This window comes from Rhodococcus sp. GXMU-t2271 (genome assembly GCF_041414735.1).
Lineage (GTDB): Bacteria > Actinomycetota > Actinomycetes > Mycobacteriales > Mycobacteriaceae > Rhodococcus > Rhodococcus indonesiensis.
The window spans coordinates 89,605-105,009 of sequence record NZ_JAUIZP010000027.1 but is presented as its reverse complement, the minus strand read 5'-3'; the positions used below and the strand labels follow the sequence as shown (position 1 = coordinate 105,009).

Below are 15,405 nucleotides of genomic sequence, written 5' to 3'. Positions count from 1 at the left end.
CCTCCGGTCGCCGGTCAGGGCAGCAGTCCCAGGCGCCGCGCGGCCACGACGGCCTCGTGCCGGGTGTGGGCGTCGAGCTTGCCCATCGCGCTGCGCAGGTAGCTCTTGACCGTCTCCTGACCGACCGACAGCCGGTCGGCGATCTCGGCGTTGGTGCATCCCAGCGCCACGTGCGCGAGCACGTCGGTCTCGCGTGGCGAGAGCACCACGTCGGTCTGCTGCGGTGCCGGGCCGCCCAGCGCCCCGGCCAGCCGGTCCGACAGGGCCCGCAGCTTGCGCTGCAGACCGGCATCCTCGACGCACTGGGCGAGGCCGCGCAGTTCCGCATGCACGTCCCGGATCTGGGCGGCCGCGACCGGGCTCTCGGCCGGGCGGTCGAGGGAGCCGAGCATCGCCAGCCGCCGGTCCACCTCGTCCCGGACGGCGATCTCGCTGCTGAGCCGTCGCGCCGCCTGCACGAAGGCTCCCACCGCGCGGTCGCCGATCGGTGAGCACTCCCGGATCGCGCCGTAGAGCACGGCACGCGCCGCGCCGCTCACCATCACCGGCACCGCGAGGATCGAGCGCAGCCCCTCGCCGAGGACCGGCCGATCGAAGTGGTGGGTGATCGACGACGACCGGCCGTAGTCCGGCACCGTCGCCGGCCGGGCCCGGTCCACCACGAGCCCGCCCAGACCGGCCCGCGGCGGCACCACGACTCCCTCGAGGCCGTTGGTGCGGGTGCCGAAGAACTCGGTCAGATGCAGGTTCCCGTCGCGGACCTCCCCGGCGAACACCACGGGAATCAGGGCCTCCGCCGCGGTACGACGGAGTTCCCCGCGCAGTGCGTCGCTGTCGCGGGGACGAAGGAGAGGCGAGGTGCCGGCCGGCGGCATCGGTCACCCCTTTCCGGGGGTATCGGGACGGACGTGTGACTTGGATCATAAAGGAATCGATCCTCGGGACGTTCACCCCGGGGTGCTTCACGAGAGGACGGATTCGATGACCACCGAGACCACCGCGCGTGCGCATTCCGAGCAGGAGGCACGGGTGCGGGAACTGCTGGAACGCTACGACACCGTCGACGCGTGTGCCGCAGAGCTGTTGTGCGACGGACATCCCGCGGACGCCGTCGCGTTCACAGTGGTCGAGGCGGATCTGACCGCGACCGACCTGACCTTCGGTGAGCTGCGTGCGCAGTCGACCCGGTTCGCCGCCGCCCTCGCCGATCTCGGCGTCGAGCCGGGCGACCATGTCGCCACCCTGATGGGCAAGTCCGCGGATCTGGTGGTGGCGCTGCTCGGCATCTGGCGTCGCGGTGCCGTGCACGTGCCGTTGTTCACCGCGTTCGCACCCCCGGCGATCGGTTTCCGACTCCAGGCCAGCGGTGCGAAGGTCGTCGTCGCCGACGCGGACCAGGTCGGCAAGCTCGCGCCGGGCGAGGACATCCCCGCCGACGCGCCGTGGCAGATCGTCGTCGCGGGTCCCGCCGAGGCCGCTGCCGCCGGCATCGGGGTGGGCTTCGCCGACCTGGTGGCCTCACACGATGTGGACGACCCGCGCGGTGCCGCGGTTGCCGTCGGTGGGCACGGCGGGCTCGTGCAGCTGTTCACCTCCGGCACGACCGGCACCCCGAAGGGTGTGCCGGTGCCGGTGCGGGCGCTCGCGTCGTTCCACGCCTACCTGGACTTCGGCCTGGACGTGCGTGAGGACGACGTGTTCTGGAACGCCGCCGATCCCGGCTGGGCCTACGGGCTCTACTACGCGCTGCTCGCGCCGCTGGCCGCCGGGGTGCGCAGCCTGCTGCTGCACGCCGGGTTCTCCGCCTCCCTCACCTGGCAGGTGATGGAGAAGTTCGGGGTCACCAACTTCGCGGCCGCGCCCACCGTCTACCGCAGCCTGCGGGCGGACTCGGCGCCGGTGCCGGAGTCTATCTCGCTGCGGCGCGCCTCGTCCGCCGGCGAGCCGCTCACCCCGGACGTCGTGGCGTGGTCCGAGCAGACCCTCGGCGTGATCGTGCGCGACCACTACGGCCAGACCGAGCACGGCATGTTCGTCGTCAACGCGTGGGCCGACGGGCTGCGCGAGCAGGTGCGGCCGGGGTCGATGGGCAAGCCCCTGCCCGGCTGGTCCTGCGCCGTGCTCTCCGACGACTCCGACGAGATCGCCGCCCCCGGCGTGCCCGGACGGGTGGCGATCGACACCCACGCCAGCCCCCTGCTGTGGTTCACGGGGTACGTGGACGCCCCGGAGAAGACCGCGCAGCGGTTCACCGAGGACGGCCGCTGGTACCTCACCGGCGACGCCGGTCAGGTCGACGAGGACGGGTTCTTCTACTTCTCCGCCCGCGACGACGACGTGATCATCATGGCGGGTTACCGGATCGGCCCGTTCGACGTCGAGAGCGTGCTGGTGATGCACGAGCATGTGGTCGAGGCCGCCGTCGTCGGTATGCCCGATCAGTTGCGCGGCGAGGTGCTCGAAGCGTTCGTGGTGCTGCGCGACGGAGTGGAGGGCACCGACGAGCTCGAGGCGGAGCTGCAGCAGCTGGTCAAGCGCAAGTTCGCGGCGCACGCCTACCCGCGGACCGTGCACTTCGTGCCGCAGCTGCCGAAGACGCCGAGCGGCAAGATCCAGCGCTACATCCTGCGCCAGGGCTGAGCCGCCCGCGGGGGGCGGCGCGGCCGACGCCGCGTCGCCCCTCGCCGGCCGGGGCTTATCCTGGTGACCATGCCTGTTCGCACCGCACTCGTCCCCGGAACCGTCTCACCCGTCCGCGCCGTCCCCAACGGGATCGCGCGACCGGAGTACGCGTGGAAGCCGACGGCGAACGAAGGGCACGAGCCGTGGGTGCAGACCCCCGAGACCATCGAGAAGATGCGGGTCGCCGGCCGTATCGCCGCCCAGGCGCTGGCCGAGGCGGGCCGGGCCGTCGCGCCGGGCGTGACCACCGACGAACTGGACCGGATCGCGCACGAGTACATGTGCGACCACGGCGCGTATCCGTCGACGCTGGGGTACAAGGGCTTCACCAAGTCGTGCTGCACGTCGCTGAACGAGGTGATCTGCCACGGCATCCCGGATTCGACGGTGCTCGAGGACGGCGACATCGTCAACATCGACGTCACCGCCTACATCGGGGGAGTGCACGGCGACACCAATGCCACGTTCCTGGCGGGCGAGGTCTCCGAGGAGCACCGCCTGCTCGTGGAGCGGACCCGCGAGGCGACGATGCGGGCGATCAAGGCGGTCAAGCCGGGCCGGGCGCTCAACGTCGTCGGCCGGGTCATCGAGTCCTACGCGAACCGGTTCGGATACGGGGTGGTGCGTGACTTCACCGGCCACGGCATCGGCGAGACGTTCCACAACGGGCTGGTGATCCTGCACTACGACCAGCCGTCCGTCGACACCGTGCTCGAGCCGGGCATGGTGTTCACGATCGAGCCGATGATCAACCTCGGCACCGTCGACTACGAGATCTGGGACGACGGCTGGACCGTGGTCACCAAGGACCGCAAGTGGACCGCCCAGTTCGAGCACACCATCGTGGTCACCGACACCGGAGCGGACATCCTCACGCTGCCGTGACGCAGCCGGGTGCCGGACGCATCGCCTTGTCGCGTACCGTGCTTCGGCATGGAACCGACTGACGTGGCGATCCCGGCCGGCACCTTCACCGTGCGCATCGACGGCCCCGAGAGCCGGCATGCGGTGCTGTTGCTGCCCGGCGCCGGGGAATCCGCCGACGTCTACGACGCGGTGTGTGAGCGGCTGCACCGTTCGGATCTGCGTACGTTCGTCCCGGAGACCATCGAGGGTCTCGACGTCGCGGGCGTGCACGCACTGCTCGACGCCCTGCAGTTGCGGTGGGTACACCTCGTCGGCAGCGGGGCGGGAGCGGAGCTGGCGTGGGCGGCCGCCTCGGGCCGGTTCGGGCGGTTCGCCAGCCTGGTGGTCGCCGACCGGGGCCACCCGGCGGTCCCGGACGTCGAGGGCGTCGTGCGGGACGCGAACGCCGCCCCCGCCGAGGTGCCCACCACCGTGGTCGTGGGCAGCGCTGCCCGCCGCCCGGAGGCCGACGCCTCGATGCGGTACGTCCTGTCGGAGTTCCGCGTCGTCGAACTGAGCGGAGTGGACAACATCCCCGCCGAGGCGCCCGCGGAACTGGCCGGCGCGATCGCCCTGCGCACCGGCAGCTGGTAGGCGGCTTCGCCGCCGGTGTGTCCTTCGGGCGGTGGGAGCCGCCCGAAGGACACCCCGGTCACAACCCGAGGAGAGCGTTCTCGACCAGTTCCGGCAGGGCCGGATGGATCCAGTACTGGCCGGTGGCCGTCTCCCGGGCGGTGAGACCGAAGCTCATCGCCTGGATCAGGGGCTGGATCACCGACGACGCCTGGGCGCCCAGGATGTGCGCGCCGAGCAGCTTGCCCGTGGTGCGATCGGCGATCACCTTGCAGAAGCCCTCGGTGTCCTCCATCGCCCAGCCGTACGCGACGTCGCCGTAGTACTGGATCTTCACCGCGACGTCGTAGCCCTGGGCGCGGGCCTGTTCCTCGGTCAACCCGACCGTCGCGACCTGCGGGTCGGTGAAGACCGCGGACGGCACGAACCGATGGTCCGAGCGGCGCAGGACCGAGAGGTCCTCGCCCCACGCGTCGTGGAGCAGATTGTGCTGTACGACGCGGGCCTCGTGATTGGCGACGTGCTTGAGCTGGTGCGGCGACGAGACGTCGCCGAGCGCGAATACCCCGCGCGCGGTGGTGCGCTGGAACTCGTCGACGACGATCCGGCCGTCGTCGTGCAGCGCGATGCCGCCCGCGGCGGCGTCGAGTGCGTCCCCGTTGGGTGTGCGGCCGACGGCGACGAGCAGCGCGTCGCCGCTGACGATGGTGCCGTCGGCCAGTTCCACCTCGACGCCGTCACCGACGGGTCGGAACGCCGTCGCGGGGTTGGACAGGTGCACGTCCCACCGGTCGGTGGCCAGGCCGGTGAAGTGCTCGGCCAGATCGTGGTCGAGGTGCCGCAGCAACTGGCCGGTACGGGCGAGCACCGACACCCGGGTGCCGAGAGCGGAGAAGACGTGCGCGAACTCCATCGCGATGAACCCGGAGCCGAGGATCACCAGCGATTCCGGCAGTTTCGGCAGCCGCATGATGTCGTCGTTGGTGTAGTAGCGGACCCCGCCGTCGAGCACCTCCTGCGGGATCACCGGACGCGCGCCCGCTGCGACGACGACCTGGTCGGCGGTGATGATCTCGCCCGTACCGGTGTCGAGGGTGCGCTCGCCCACGAACCGGGCGTGCCCGCGGTGGACGGTGACATTCGCGCAGTCCTCGGTGCGGTAGCGGTCTCCGCCGGCCGCGATCGGGTCGATCCGGCCGAACACCCGGTCGACGATGTCGCTCCACCGAACCCCGTCGAGCGTCGCGTCGACGCCGTACTTCGCGGCCTTGCGCACGGTCTGCGCGACCTCCGCCGCATAGACGTACATCTTGGTGGGGATGCAGCCGACGTTGAGACAGGTACCACCGAAGGTGCCCTGCTCGAGGATCGCCACCTTCCGGCCGTCGAATCGCTCGTCGATGATCGAGTTTCCGGATCCGGTGCCGATGATGGCCAGGTCGTAGTGACTCACTGTTCTCCCGTTGTCAGGTTCGCGTGGACGATCACAGGGATCTGCTGTGACCGTCCAACCAGTCCAGCCACAGATCCAATTCCCGGAATGCCACATCGAGCACGTCGGGTGTGGAGAGGAACACATCGTGGCGGGCCCCGGTGATCGGAACGATCGTCGTGCGATCGCCCAGGCATCCGGCCCACCGGGCGATCTGCTTGACGTCGAGGACCGCGTCGGCGGTGTCCACCGTGGGGTCGTACGCGGGGGCCCAGCGGGTGTCCTTCGACCGCAGGATCAGCGACGGGACGCCGACATCGAGGCCGCGGTGCAGTTTCGCGTGGCCGCGCCGGACCGCACGGAGCCAGCCGAACGTGACGGGAAACCCGGCCAGCGGCTTCCAGTCCAGGTCGTACTCCCAGTGGCCGTTGGCGTCCTTGTGCAGGCTCATCCCGTAGGTGTCCAGGCTCTGCCCCGGGATGACGGCGCGGCTGCGGACCCGCCCGACGGCATCGACCGCGACGGTACCGAGGCCGCGCAGGATCGACGGTCCCTGCAGGTCGAACCACGGGCTGTTGAGGATCAGGCCGTGGATCCCGGCGCCGCCCGTGCCGCCGGGCCGGCGGTTCAACCGATCGAGCCACAACGGCAGGACCAGCCCGCCCGTGGAATGCGCCACGAGCAGGATGCCGCCGTCGACCTCACCGCGGACGATCCGCAGTGCCTCCTCGAGTTCGGCGTCGTAGTAGGTCAGATCGGTGACGAAGTGCGGTGTCTGTCCGGGTTGCCGCGAGCGCCCGCACTTGCGCAGGTCCAGGGCGAAGAACCGGTAACCCTGGGCGGCGAAGTGCTCGGCGAGGTGCTGCTGGAAGAAGTAGTCGGTGAAGCCGTGCACGTAGATCACCGCACGGTCCGGCGCGGACTCGCCGCCGGGGTAGACGGAGGGCTGGTAGCGGACGAGGGTGGCGACGGCCTCGCCCTCACCGTCCGGATCGGGGCCGAGAGGCAGCGTGAGCTGCTCGTATCCGTCACCGAGGATGTCGGGCTGCCAAGTAGTCACGATCACACTGTATTGGTCGGTACGCGGACCTGTCGTCGGGGCACAATTGGGTGAAGACAAACGCCGGACAACGCGCGGGTAACCTGTTCGTCGCAGTCGGCGCGGCCGCGACGTCGCCGGGATCCGTGAGTTCAGCGAGACCCGGCGGCCGAGCACGGACGTGCACGGGACACTCATGCGGCGCAGTGCGGAACGCAGCGGCGCGTGCGAACAGACAAGGAAGTCGATCCTCCAGTGTCAGAGAACGTGGTAGAGGCCAAGACCGATGTAGTGCTCGTGGGTGCGGGCATCATGAGCGCGACACTCGGCGCCATCCTGCGCCGGCTGCAGCCCGACTGGTCCATCACCGCTTTCGAGCGGCTCGACGCCGCAGCGGCCGAGAGCAGCGACCCCTGGAACAACGCGGGCACCGGCCACTCGGCGCTGTGCGAGCTGAACTACACGCCTGCCAAGCCGGGCGGTGGCGTGGACATCACCAAGGCGATCAACGTCAACGAGCAGTTCCAGGTCTCGCGCCAGTTCTGGGCGTTCGCGGTGGACAACGGCATCCTCACCGATCCCAAGAACTTCATCAATCCCGTTCCGCACGTCAGCTTCGTCCACGGCGCCGACAACGTGAAGTACCTGCGTGCCCGCTACGACGCGCTGGCCGGGCACCCGCTGTTCGCGGGGATGGAGTACTCGGAGAGCCCCGAGTACTTCTCCGAACGGCTGCCGCTGATGGCGCAGGGCCGTGACTTCTCCGAGCCCATCGCACTGAACTGGACCCAGGACGGCACCGACGTCGATTTCGGCGCCCTCACCAAGCAGCTGCTGAACAACGTCGCCGCCTCCGGTGGCACCGTGCACTTCGGCCACGACGTGACCGATCTGGACAAGCAGTCCGACGGCAGCTGGATCGTCAAGGTCCGCAACCGTCGCACCGGCCAGGCCCGCAAGGTGCACGCCCGGTTCGTGTTCGTCGGTGCCGGCGGCGGCGCGCTGCACCTGCTGCAGAAGTCGGGCATCGCGGAGGCCAAGGGGTTCGGCGGCTTCCCCGTCTCCGGCCAGTTCCTGCGCTGCACCAACCCGGAGCTGATCGCCATGCACAGCGCCAAGGTGTACGGCAAGGCGGCCGTGGGTGCGCCGCCGATGTCGGTCCCGCACCTCGACACCCGCGTGATCGGCGGCAAGCAGGGCCTGCTGTTCGGCCCCTACGCCGGCTGGTCCCCGAAGTTCCTCAAGAACGGCAAGTTCACCGACCTGCCCGGGTCGGTCAAGCCGAACAACCTGCTGTCGATGATCGGCGTGGGCCTCACCGAGATGGGACTGACCAAGTACCTGATCGGTGAGCTGATGCAGTCGCCGCGCGACCGTATCGGCACCCTGGGCGAGTTCGTGCCGCAGGCCCGCATGGCGGACTGGGAGCTCATCACCGCCGGCCAGCGGGTGCAGGTCATCCGCCGTAAGGGCGCGGGCGGAGTGCTCGAGTTCGGCACCGCCGTGGTCAATGCCGGCGACGGCACGATCGCCGGCCTGCTCGGCGCGTCGCCGGGGGCCTCGACCGCCGTTCCGGCGATGCTCGACGTGCTCGAGCGGTGCTTCCCCGACCGGTGGACGGCATGGCAGGACACTCTGCGGGAGATGGTGCCGTCCCTCGGAGTCAAGCTCTCGGACGACACCGCACTGTTCGACAAGGTGTGGCGCTGGGGTACCAAGTCCCTGCAGCTCGATGTCGCCTCCCCGGTCGACGCCACCGCCCCGGCGGAGCCGGCGACGGTCTGACCGTCCTGTCCTGGAGACGGCCCGCGCGGGATCCGGTCGGGTCCCGCGCGGGCCGTCTCGTCCGCCGGAACGTCCTGGCGTCCCCGCCCGGCGGTCTACGCTCGTTCCGGCGTGGCGTGGGCCTTCGCTGTGAGCACCGGCGCGGGAGCACTGCCGGTCGCGCCTGCCCGCCTACAAGGTCCCGCGACGGGTGGTGGTGGACGACCTGCCACGCTTCCTGATCGGGAAAGTGCTGCGCCGGCAGGTCCGCGCTTCTCTCCTCCCCGGCTGATCCTTCCGGAGCCGCGTGGGCCGCGACTGCGGCGTCCCTCACGAAGTTCGTACGGCGGATGGCGCCGCAAACCACCCTGCCCGTAGTGTTTGTGCGTTCCACGCAGCGTGATGCGCGTTGCAGACAGTGCCGAAAGATGGGAAGTGCCGGTGTCCAGTGCTGCCGATGACGAGACCAACTACCTGGTCGGGCTCAATCTGCGGGGCCGGCGAGTGGTGGTGGTCGGCGGCGGTACCGTCGCACAGCGGCGGCTCGGCCTGCTCGTTGCCGCCGGGGCGCACGTGCACGTGATCACCCGGGCCGCGACACCCGCCGTCGAGGGCATGGCGACCGCCGGGCAGATCACCCTGGAACTGCGCGACTACCGCGCCGGGGATCTCGACGGCGCCTGGTATGCCATCGCCTGCACGGACGAACCGGACACGAATGCCGAGATCGTCGCGGAGGCAGAACGCGACCGCGTCTTCTGCGTCCGGGCCGACAACGCCCGTCGCGGCACCGCGGTGACCCCGGCCACCGCCCACTACGACGGGATGACCGTCGGTGTGCTGGCCGGCGGCGACCACCGTCGCTCCGCGGCCGTGCGCACCGCGATCCGCGAGGCCCTGCAGTCCGGCGCCGTCGTCGCAGACGCCGAACCCGCCCGTCCCGGGGTCGCGCTGGTCGGCGGTGGGCCGGGTGATCCCGACCTGATCACCGTCCGCGGGCGGCGCCTGCTGGCTCGGGCCGACGTCGTCGTCGCCGACCGGCTGGCCCCGCCGGAGCTGCTCGCCGAGCTCGGCCCGCACGTCGAGGTGATCGACGCCGCCAAGATTCCTTACGGCCGGGCGATGGCGCAGGAGGCCATCAACCAGGCCCTGATCGACGGCGCGAAGGCCGGGAAGTTCGTCGTCCGGCTCAAGGGCGGCGACCCGTACGTGTTCGGTCGCGGCTACGAGGAACTCGAGGCATGCGTTGCCGCCGGGGTGCCCGTGACGGTCGTGCCCGGCATCACCAGCGCCATCTCGGTGCCCTCCGCGGCCGGGATCCCGGTCACCCACCGCGGGGTCACCCACGAGTTCGTCGTGGTGAGCGGGCACGTGGCCCCGGACCACCCGGATTCGCTCACCGATTGGGGTGCGCTCGCGCGCCTGCGCGGCACGCTGGTGCTGCTGATGGCGGTCGAACGGATCGAGCAGTTCGCCGCCGCCCTGCTCGAGGGGGGCCGCCCCGCGCAGACGCCGGTCACCGTGATCCAGGAGGGCACGCTGCGCACCCAGCGGGTGCTGCGGGCCGATCTGGAGACCGTCGCCGCCCGGGTCCGGGAGGAACAGATCCGCCCGCCGGCCATCGTCGTCATCGGGCCGGTGGCCGCGTTCGACGCCGGGCCGGTGGCCGAGGTCGCCTCGGACGCTCGGTAACGTTGATCCACATGGCCGAAACCTCCTCGCCCGTGAGCTACCCCGTCACCACACGTGCGTTGGGTCTGGCGATCGTCGTCCTCAGCGGCCTGCAGCTGATGGTCGTGCTCGACGGCACGGTCGCCAATCTCGCGCTGGCTCCGTTGCAGGAGGATCTCGGCCTGAGCGACGCGGGCCGCAACTGGGTGCTCACGTCGTACGCGCTGAGCTACGGCGGTCTCATGCTGCTCGGCGGACGTCTCGGCGACGCCTTCGGTCGCAAACGCATGTTCATCGCCGGCGTCGGGCTGTTCACGGTCGCCTCGCTGCTGTGCGGGCTCGCCGTCAACGAGGGCACCCTGGTCGCGGCCCGCGCGCTGCAGGGCGTCGGCGCCGCTGTGGCCTCGCCCACGGCCCTGGCGCTGGTCGCGACCACTTTCGCGCCCGGACCGGCCCGCAACCAGGCGATCGCCATCTTCGCGGCCATGACCGGCGTCGGCTCGATCGCCGGGCTGATCATCGGCGGCGCACTGACCGAGGTGTCCTGGCGCTGGATCTTCCTGATCAACGTGCCGATCGGGATCCTGATCGTGACCCTGGCCGTGATCGCGCTCCGCGAGACCGCCGCCGAGCGGCTGCCGCTCGACGTACCGGGCGCAGTGCTCGCCACGCTCGGCTGTACCGGTCTCGTCTTCGGGCTCACCGAGGGCCCGGAGATGGGGTGGAGCAGCCCGGCGGTGGTCGGCGCGCTGCTCGCCGGTACTGCGCTGCTCGCGGTGTTCCTCGTCGTGGAGCGCCGCGCCGAGAACCCGCTGCTGCCGTTCGTGCTGTTCCGCAATCCCGACCGGGTCGCGACGTTCGTGTCGATCTTCTTCGCCGGTGCCGTCATGTTCAGCCTCGCCGCGTTCGTCGCCCTGTTCGTGCAGGACATCCTCGGGTACTCGCCGCTGCAGGCCGGTCTGGCGTTCGTGCCCTTCGCCTTCGGGCTGGGCGCCGCCGCTGCCGTCGCGTCGAAGCTCGCGGTCCGGGTGCGGCCCCGGTGGCTCGTCGTCACCGGAGCCCTGATCATGGCGGTCAGCCTGCTGTACGGGTCGACCATGTCGCACACCGTCGCGTACGTGCCGACGCTGTTCGTCCTGGTGCTCGTCGTCGGTTTCGGCGTGGGCCTGGCCGTGGTCCCGCTGCCGCTGTGTGCGATCGCCGGCGTCGGCTCGCACGAGATCGGCCCGCTCGCCGCGATCGCCCAGGTGGCGCAGACGCTCGGCGGCCCGATCGGTCTCGCCGTGATCGGCGCGATGGCCACCTCCCGGACCCTGTCCCTGGGGGGCACGTCCGGCGCCGTCGCCGACATGGACCCCGCACAGCTCTACGCGCTGGGGGAGGGCTACCTGTTCGCTCTCGTCGGTTGCGCGGTGTGCGCCGTGATCGCGGGGGCTGCGGCGCTGTTCATCCGCTTCACCCCGGAGCAGGTCGCGCAGGCCCAGGAAGCGGAGAAGGCGGCGCAGGGTACATAGACCTCCGCCGGCGAAGGCACAGGGTACATAGACCTCCGCCGGCGAAGGCACAGGGTACATAGACCTCCGCCGGCGAAGGCACAGGGTACATATACCTCCGCCGATGAAGGCACACGGTACCCAGACCTCCGCCCCCGTGGTCGCCGGGGTGTGACCGCCATGCGCTTCGGGTAGCCGGAGCACATGCTGTCCGCCCTCACCGATCGGGTCCGATACTCGGCGTCGTGGACGGTACGCGCGGTCCGCGAACGAGGCCACGAGCGCCATATCGCCACCCAGGCCGCCAAGGCGTCCGTGGCTGCGATGACGGCCTGGCTCGTCGCCGCCGAGTGGCTCGCGCTGCCGCAGGCCTATCTCGCGCCGTACGTCGCGGTGTTCCTCGTCGAGACGACGGTGTTCCGCTCGGTCCGGCAGGCGCTCGTGCAGATGGCGATCGTCCTGTCCGGGGTACTGCTCGCCGCGGCGGCGATCGCGCTCGTGCCCGGGACGACGCTGTCGATCGGTGCAGCCGTGCTCGTCGGCTGGTTCGTCGGCCGGTGGCGGGTGTTCGGCACCAACGGGATCTGGGTGGCGATCACCGCTCTGTTCGTCATCGCGACGGGCGTCGCGGGCGATCCGGTGATGCTGGGAGATCGGTTGATCGAGACCGCCATCGGCGCGGTCTGCGGACTCGTGGTGACCGCGGTGCTGTTCCCGCCCCTCTACCCGGTCGGAGACGAAGTCGAGGCACTCACCCGGGAGACCCGGTCCCTGCTGGGCGACATGGCCGCCGGGACGGGCGACGACGCGGGTCCCGGCCCCGGGGGCTGGGCGCGTCGGGCGGAGGAGATCGACCGGATGATGGAACGCGCGGCGGAATCGTCGCAGTGGGCACGCGAGAGCGCACGGCTCAACCCGCGCCCGATCGCGGACCGGGTCCGGGATCAGGCCACGGCCTCCCAGGACGTCCTGGGCCGGCTGTGGTATGCCGTGCCGGCGCTGCGCGAACTCGCACGCGTCGCCGAGTCGGCGTCGGACGGTGTTCTCACCGAGGCGGACGACGCGTCGCGCTGCACGGTGCCCGCCCTCCTGACGGCCCTCGCCGAGCTCGTGGACCGGATCGGGGACGCCGGCGACGACCCCGTCCGATTCGACGAGGCCCGCGACCGGTGCGCCCATCGGCTGGCCGAACTGCAGCGCTCGGCGGCCGGGTCCGGCGATCCGCACGTGGCGGCCGTGCTCGGAAGCTTCTGGCACCCGGCGCACCGGTTCCTCACCGCCGTGCAGGACACCGGGCGCACACCGCAGTCAGGTCAGGATCACCAGTTCGGTGGCTGACGCCGTCTCCACCCGCAGACCCGCGCGGGCCGCGACCCGGGCGACACCGTCGACGTCCGCCGGCTCCGCGCGGGTCAGCACGAGCGCACGTGCCAGCAGGCCCTTGTGGTGCTTGTTGAAGTGGCTGACCACCTTGCGGCTGCCGTCTCGCTGCTCGGTGAGCACGGTTGCCGTGACCGCACCGGGAACAGGTCCGAGCTGCTGATACACCCCCGACCGCAGATCCACCACGAGTTCCGCGGCGGCCTCCGCGGACAGTGCGTCGCTCAGTTCCGGGCGCCACCACGACGCGAGGGTGCCGAACCCGGGCAGCTTCGATCCGCCCGACAGGCGGTATGCCGGGACGGGATCGCCCGCACGGACCGCGCCGAACAGCGCCGACCCGATCGCGAGCCGCCGGTAGGCCTTCTCTCGCTGCGCCCTGGTGAATGCGGCGGCGTCGAGGGCGTCGAACAGCACCCCCGTGTATCGCGCGAGCGCCGGCCGCGTGGGTGAGACCCACAGCTTGGCGTTGCGCTCGATCTCGTCCGCCTGCGTGGGCCCCAGGCCGAGCGCCACGGTCGACGCCTCGTGGTCCGCGGCCAGGTCGACGAGCGCCTGCACGAGCGCCTCGCGGGTCGCGGTCAGCTGCGGCATCGACAGTTCGCCCAGGTCGAGGGGCGCACCGTCGCCGCCGTCGGACTTGGTTTCGGAAGGAGGCAGAAGCACCAGCACAAGCGGTAACCGTACCGAGGCCGGTCCGGGGGCGGCAGGTAGGCTGCTTTCCCGTGATCACCCGCATGTCGCACCTGTTTCTCCGCACCCTCCGCGACGATCCGGCCGACGCCGAGGTCGCCAGCCACAAACTGCTCGTGCGCGCCGGCTACGTCCGCCGCATCGCTCCGGGGGTGTACTCGTGGCTGCCGCTGGGTCTGCGGGTGCTGCGGCAGGTCGAGCGCGTCGTGCGCGAGGAGATGAACGCCATCGGCGCGCAGGAGATCTCGCTGCCGGCGCTGCTGCCGCGCGATCCCTACGAGACCACGAATCGGTGGACCGAGTACGGCGACGGGTTGTTCCGGCTGCACGACCGCAAGGGCGCCGACTATCTGCTCGGTCCCACCCACGAGGAGATGTTCGCGCTCACCGTCAAGGGCGAGTACAACTCCTACAAGGATTTTCCGGTCACGCTGTACCAGATCCAGACCAAGTACCGGGACGAGGAGCGGCCGCGTGCCGGGATCCTCCGCGGCCGCGAGTTCGTGATGAAGGACTCCTACAGTTTCGATCTCACGGACGAGGGCCTGGCCGAGTCCTACCGAGCCCACCGGGACGCCTACGAGCGGATCTTCGCGCGTCTCGGGGTGAAGTACGTGATCGTCTCCGCGACCTCGGGCGCGATGGGCGGCAGCGCGTCGGAGGAATTCCTCGCCGAGAGCGAGGTCGGTGAGGACACGTACGTGCGCTGCCTCGAGTCGGGCTACGCCGCGAACGTCGAGGCGGTGCGCACGCTGGCTCCCGAGCCGGTCGCGTTCGACGGGCTGCCCGAGCCGGTGGTGCACGACACCCCCGACACCCCGACCATCGAGACTCTCGTCGAGTGGGCCGCCGGTGCGCTCGACCGTCCGGTGACCGCTGCCGACACCCTGAAGAACATCCTCGTCAAGACGCGGCGACCCGGCGGGGAGTGGGAACTGCTCGGTATCGGCATCCCCGGCGACCGGGAGGTCGACGACAAGCGGCTCGGGGCGGCGCTCGAGCCGGCCGAGTACGAACTGCTCACGGACGCCGACTTCGCGGCCCACCCGTTCCTCGTCAAGGGATACATCGGTCCGAAGGCCCTGCTGGATAACGGGGTTCGCTACCTCGTCGATCCGCGGGTCGCGGACGGCACGTCGTGGATCACCGGCGCGGACGAGCCCGGCAGGCACGTCGTCGGACTCGTCGCGGGCCGGGACTTCGTCCCGGACGGCACGATCGAGGCCGCCGAGGTGCGCGACGGTGATCCGTCGCCCGACGGTGCCGGACCGCTCGTGTCGGCGCGTGGCATCGAGATCGGGCACGTCTTCCAGCTCGGCCGCAAGTACACCGACGCCTTCGCCGTCGACGTGCTCGGTGAGAACGGCAAGCCGGTGCGCCCGACCATGGGCTCCTACGGTGTCGGCGTCTCGCGGCTCGTCGCGGTGATCGCCGAGCAGCAGCACGACGACAAGGGCCTGCGTTGGCCGTCCGAGGTCGCTCCCTTCGGCGTGCACCTGGTGATCGCCAACAAGGACGAGGCGGCCCGGGAGGGCGCCGAGAACCTGGCGGCCGAACTCGACAAGGCCGGCGTCGAGGTCCTGCTCGACGATCGCAAGGCCTCGCCCGGGGTGAAGTTCAAGGACTCCGAACTGCTCGGCGTGCCACTGGTGGTCGTCGTCGGGCGGGGTTGGGCGGACGGCAAGGTGGAGCTGCGCGACCGGTTCGGCGGCGAGTCCCGCGAGGTACCGGCCGACGAGGCGCTGCAGGAGATCCTCGGTCGCTGAGACGCG

At 70.8% G+C, this 15,405-nt stretch carries 12 protein-coding genes; 8 read left to right on the top strand and 4 right to left on the bottom strand.

Annotated elements, in window-relative coordinates; all coding sequences use genetic code 11:
• Window positions 1-14 precede the first annotated feature (14 nt).
• Window positions 15-875 carry a LuxR C-terminal-related transcriptional regulator gene (locus QYS60_RS10505; RefSeq protein WP_371383090.1) on the bottom strand — a complete coding sequence of 287 codons (861 nt, stop codon included), beginning with the start codon at window positions 873-875 and terminating at the stop codon, window positions 15-17.
• Between the two features lie 106 nt (window positions 876-981).
• Between QYS60_RS10505 and QYS60_RS10500 the strand changes: the two genes are divergently transcribed.
• The 3 genes from QYS60_RS10500 (at window position 982) to QYS60_RS10490 (ending at window position 4,182) form a co-directional block, all read left to right on the top strand.
• Window positions 982-2,640, top strand: coding sequence for an AMP-binding protein (locus QYS60_RS10500; protein ID WP_371383089.1), 1,659 nt, complete (start codon window positions 982-984; stop codon window positions 2,638-2,640).
• Between the two features lie 69 nt (window positions 2,641-2,709).
• Entirely contained in the window at window positions 2,710-3,567 is an 858-nt protein-coding gene (gene map, locus QYS60_RS10495; RefSeq protein WP_371383088.1) for a type I methionyl aminopeptidase, read from the top strand.
• Between the two features lie 48 nt (window positions 3,568-3,615).
• Complete coding sequence (locus QYS60_RS10490) at window positions 3,616-4,182, top strand: hypothetical protein (RefSeq protein ID WP_040784192.1); 567 nt, start codon at window positions 3,616-3,618, stop codon at window positions 4,180-4,182.
• Between the two features lie 58 nt (window positions 4,183-4,240).
• On the opposite strand, the gene mtr is transcribed toward QYS60_RS10490, so the two are convergent.
• Both mtr and QYS60_RS10480 read right to left on the bottom strand, forming a co-directional pair.
• Window positions 4,241-5,614 carry a mycothione reductase gene (gene mtr / locus QYS60_RS10485; RefSeq protein WP_371383087.1) on the bottom strand — a complete coding sequence of 458 codons (1,374 nt, stop codon included), beginning with the start codon at window positions 5,612-5,614 and terminating at the stop codon, window positions 4,241-4,243.
• A 31-nt stretch (window positions 5,615-5,645) separates the two neighbouring features.
• On the bottom strand, window positions 5,646-6,653 hold the full coding sequence (locus QYS60_RS10480) for an alpha/beta hydrolase (protein WP_371383086.1): 1,008 nt from the start codon (window positions 6,651-6,653) through the stop codon (window positions 5,646-5,648).
• Between the two features lie 234 nt (window positions 6,654-6,887).
• Between QYS60_RS10480 and mqo the strand changes: the two genes are divergently transcribed.
• From mqo to QYS60_RS10460, 4 genes are all read left to right on the top strand, one after another.
• Entirely contained in the window at window positions 6,888-8,417 is a 1,530-nt protein-coding gene (gene mqo, locus QYS60_RS10475) for a malate dehydrogenase (quinone) (RefSeq protein ID WP_289379226.1), read from the top strand.
• Window positions 8,418-8,798: 381 nt separating this feature from the next.
• Window positions 8,799-10,088 (top strand): uroporphyrinogen-III C-methyltransferase, encoded by a 1,290-nt coding sequence (gene cobA, locus QYS60_RS10470; protein ID WP_371383085.1) that lies wholly within the window; start codon window positions 8,799-8,801, stop codon window positions 10,086-10,088.
• A gap of 11 nt (window positions 10,089-10,099) precedes the next feature.
• Complete coding sequence (locus tag QYS60_RS10465) at window positions 10,100-11,581, top strand: MFS transporter (RefSeq protein ID WP_289379223.1); 1,482 nt, start codon at window positions 10,100-10,102, stop codon at window positions 11,579-11,581.
• A gap of 183 nt (window positions 11,582-11,764) precedes the next feature.
• Window positions 11,765-12,898: an aromatic acid exporter family protein gene (locus tag QYS60_RS10460; RefSeq protein ID WP_371383084.1), complete on the top strand. Its 1,134-nt coding sequence runs from the start codon at window positions 11,765-11,767 to the stop codon at window positions 12,896-12,898.
• Here QYS60_RS10460 and yaaA read toward each other — a convergent pair.
• Window positions 12,869-13,612, bottom strand: a complete 744-nt coding sequence (gene yaaA / locus QYS60_RS10455; protein ID WP_371383083.1) for a peroxide stress protein YaaA — start codon at window positions 13,610-13,612, stop codon at window positions 12,869-12,871. The two genes, QYS60_RS10460 and yaaA, sit on opposite strands and share 30 nt — an antisense overlap.
• 53 nt (window positions 13,613-13,665) lie before the next feature.
• Here yaaA and QYS60_RS10450 point away from each other — a divergent pair, with 53 nt between their 5' ends.
• Entirely contained in the window at window positions 13,666-15,399 is a 1,734-nt protein-coding gene (locus QYS60_RS10450; RefSeq protein ID WP_371383082.1) for a proline--tRNA ligase, read from the top strand.
• The last annotated feature ends 6 nt before the right edge of the window (window positions 15,400-15,405 follow it).

Coding starts and splice junctions, on each gene's coding strand:
- QYS60_RS10465 (WP_289379223.1), top strand. CDS start 10,100: ATGGCCGAAACCTCCTCGCCCGTGAGCTACCCCGTCACCACACGTGCG.
- QYS60_RS10500 (WP_371383089.1), top strand. CDS start 982: ATGACCACCGAGACCACCGCGCGTGCGCATTCCGAGCAGGAGGCACGG.
- QYS60_RS10490 (WP_040784192.1), top strand. CDS start 3,616: ATGGAACCGACTGACGTGGCGATCCCGGCCGGCACCTTCACCGTGCGC.
- cobA (WP_371383085.1), top strand. CDS start 8,799: ATGCGCGTTGCAGACAGTGCCGAAAGATGGGAAGTGCCGGTGTCCAGT.
- QYS60_RS10460 (WP_371383084.1), top strand. CDS start 11,765: ATGCTGTCCGCCCTCACCGATCGGGTCCGATACTCGGCGTCGTGGACG.
- map (WP_371383088.1), top strand. CDS start 2,710: ATGCCTGTTCGCACCGCACTCGTCCCCGGAACCGTCTCACCCGTCCGC.
- QYS60_RS10505 (WP_371383090.1), bottom strand. CDS start 875: ATGCCGCCGGCCGGCACCTCGCCTCTCCTTCGTCCCCGCGACAGCGAC.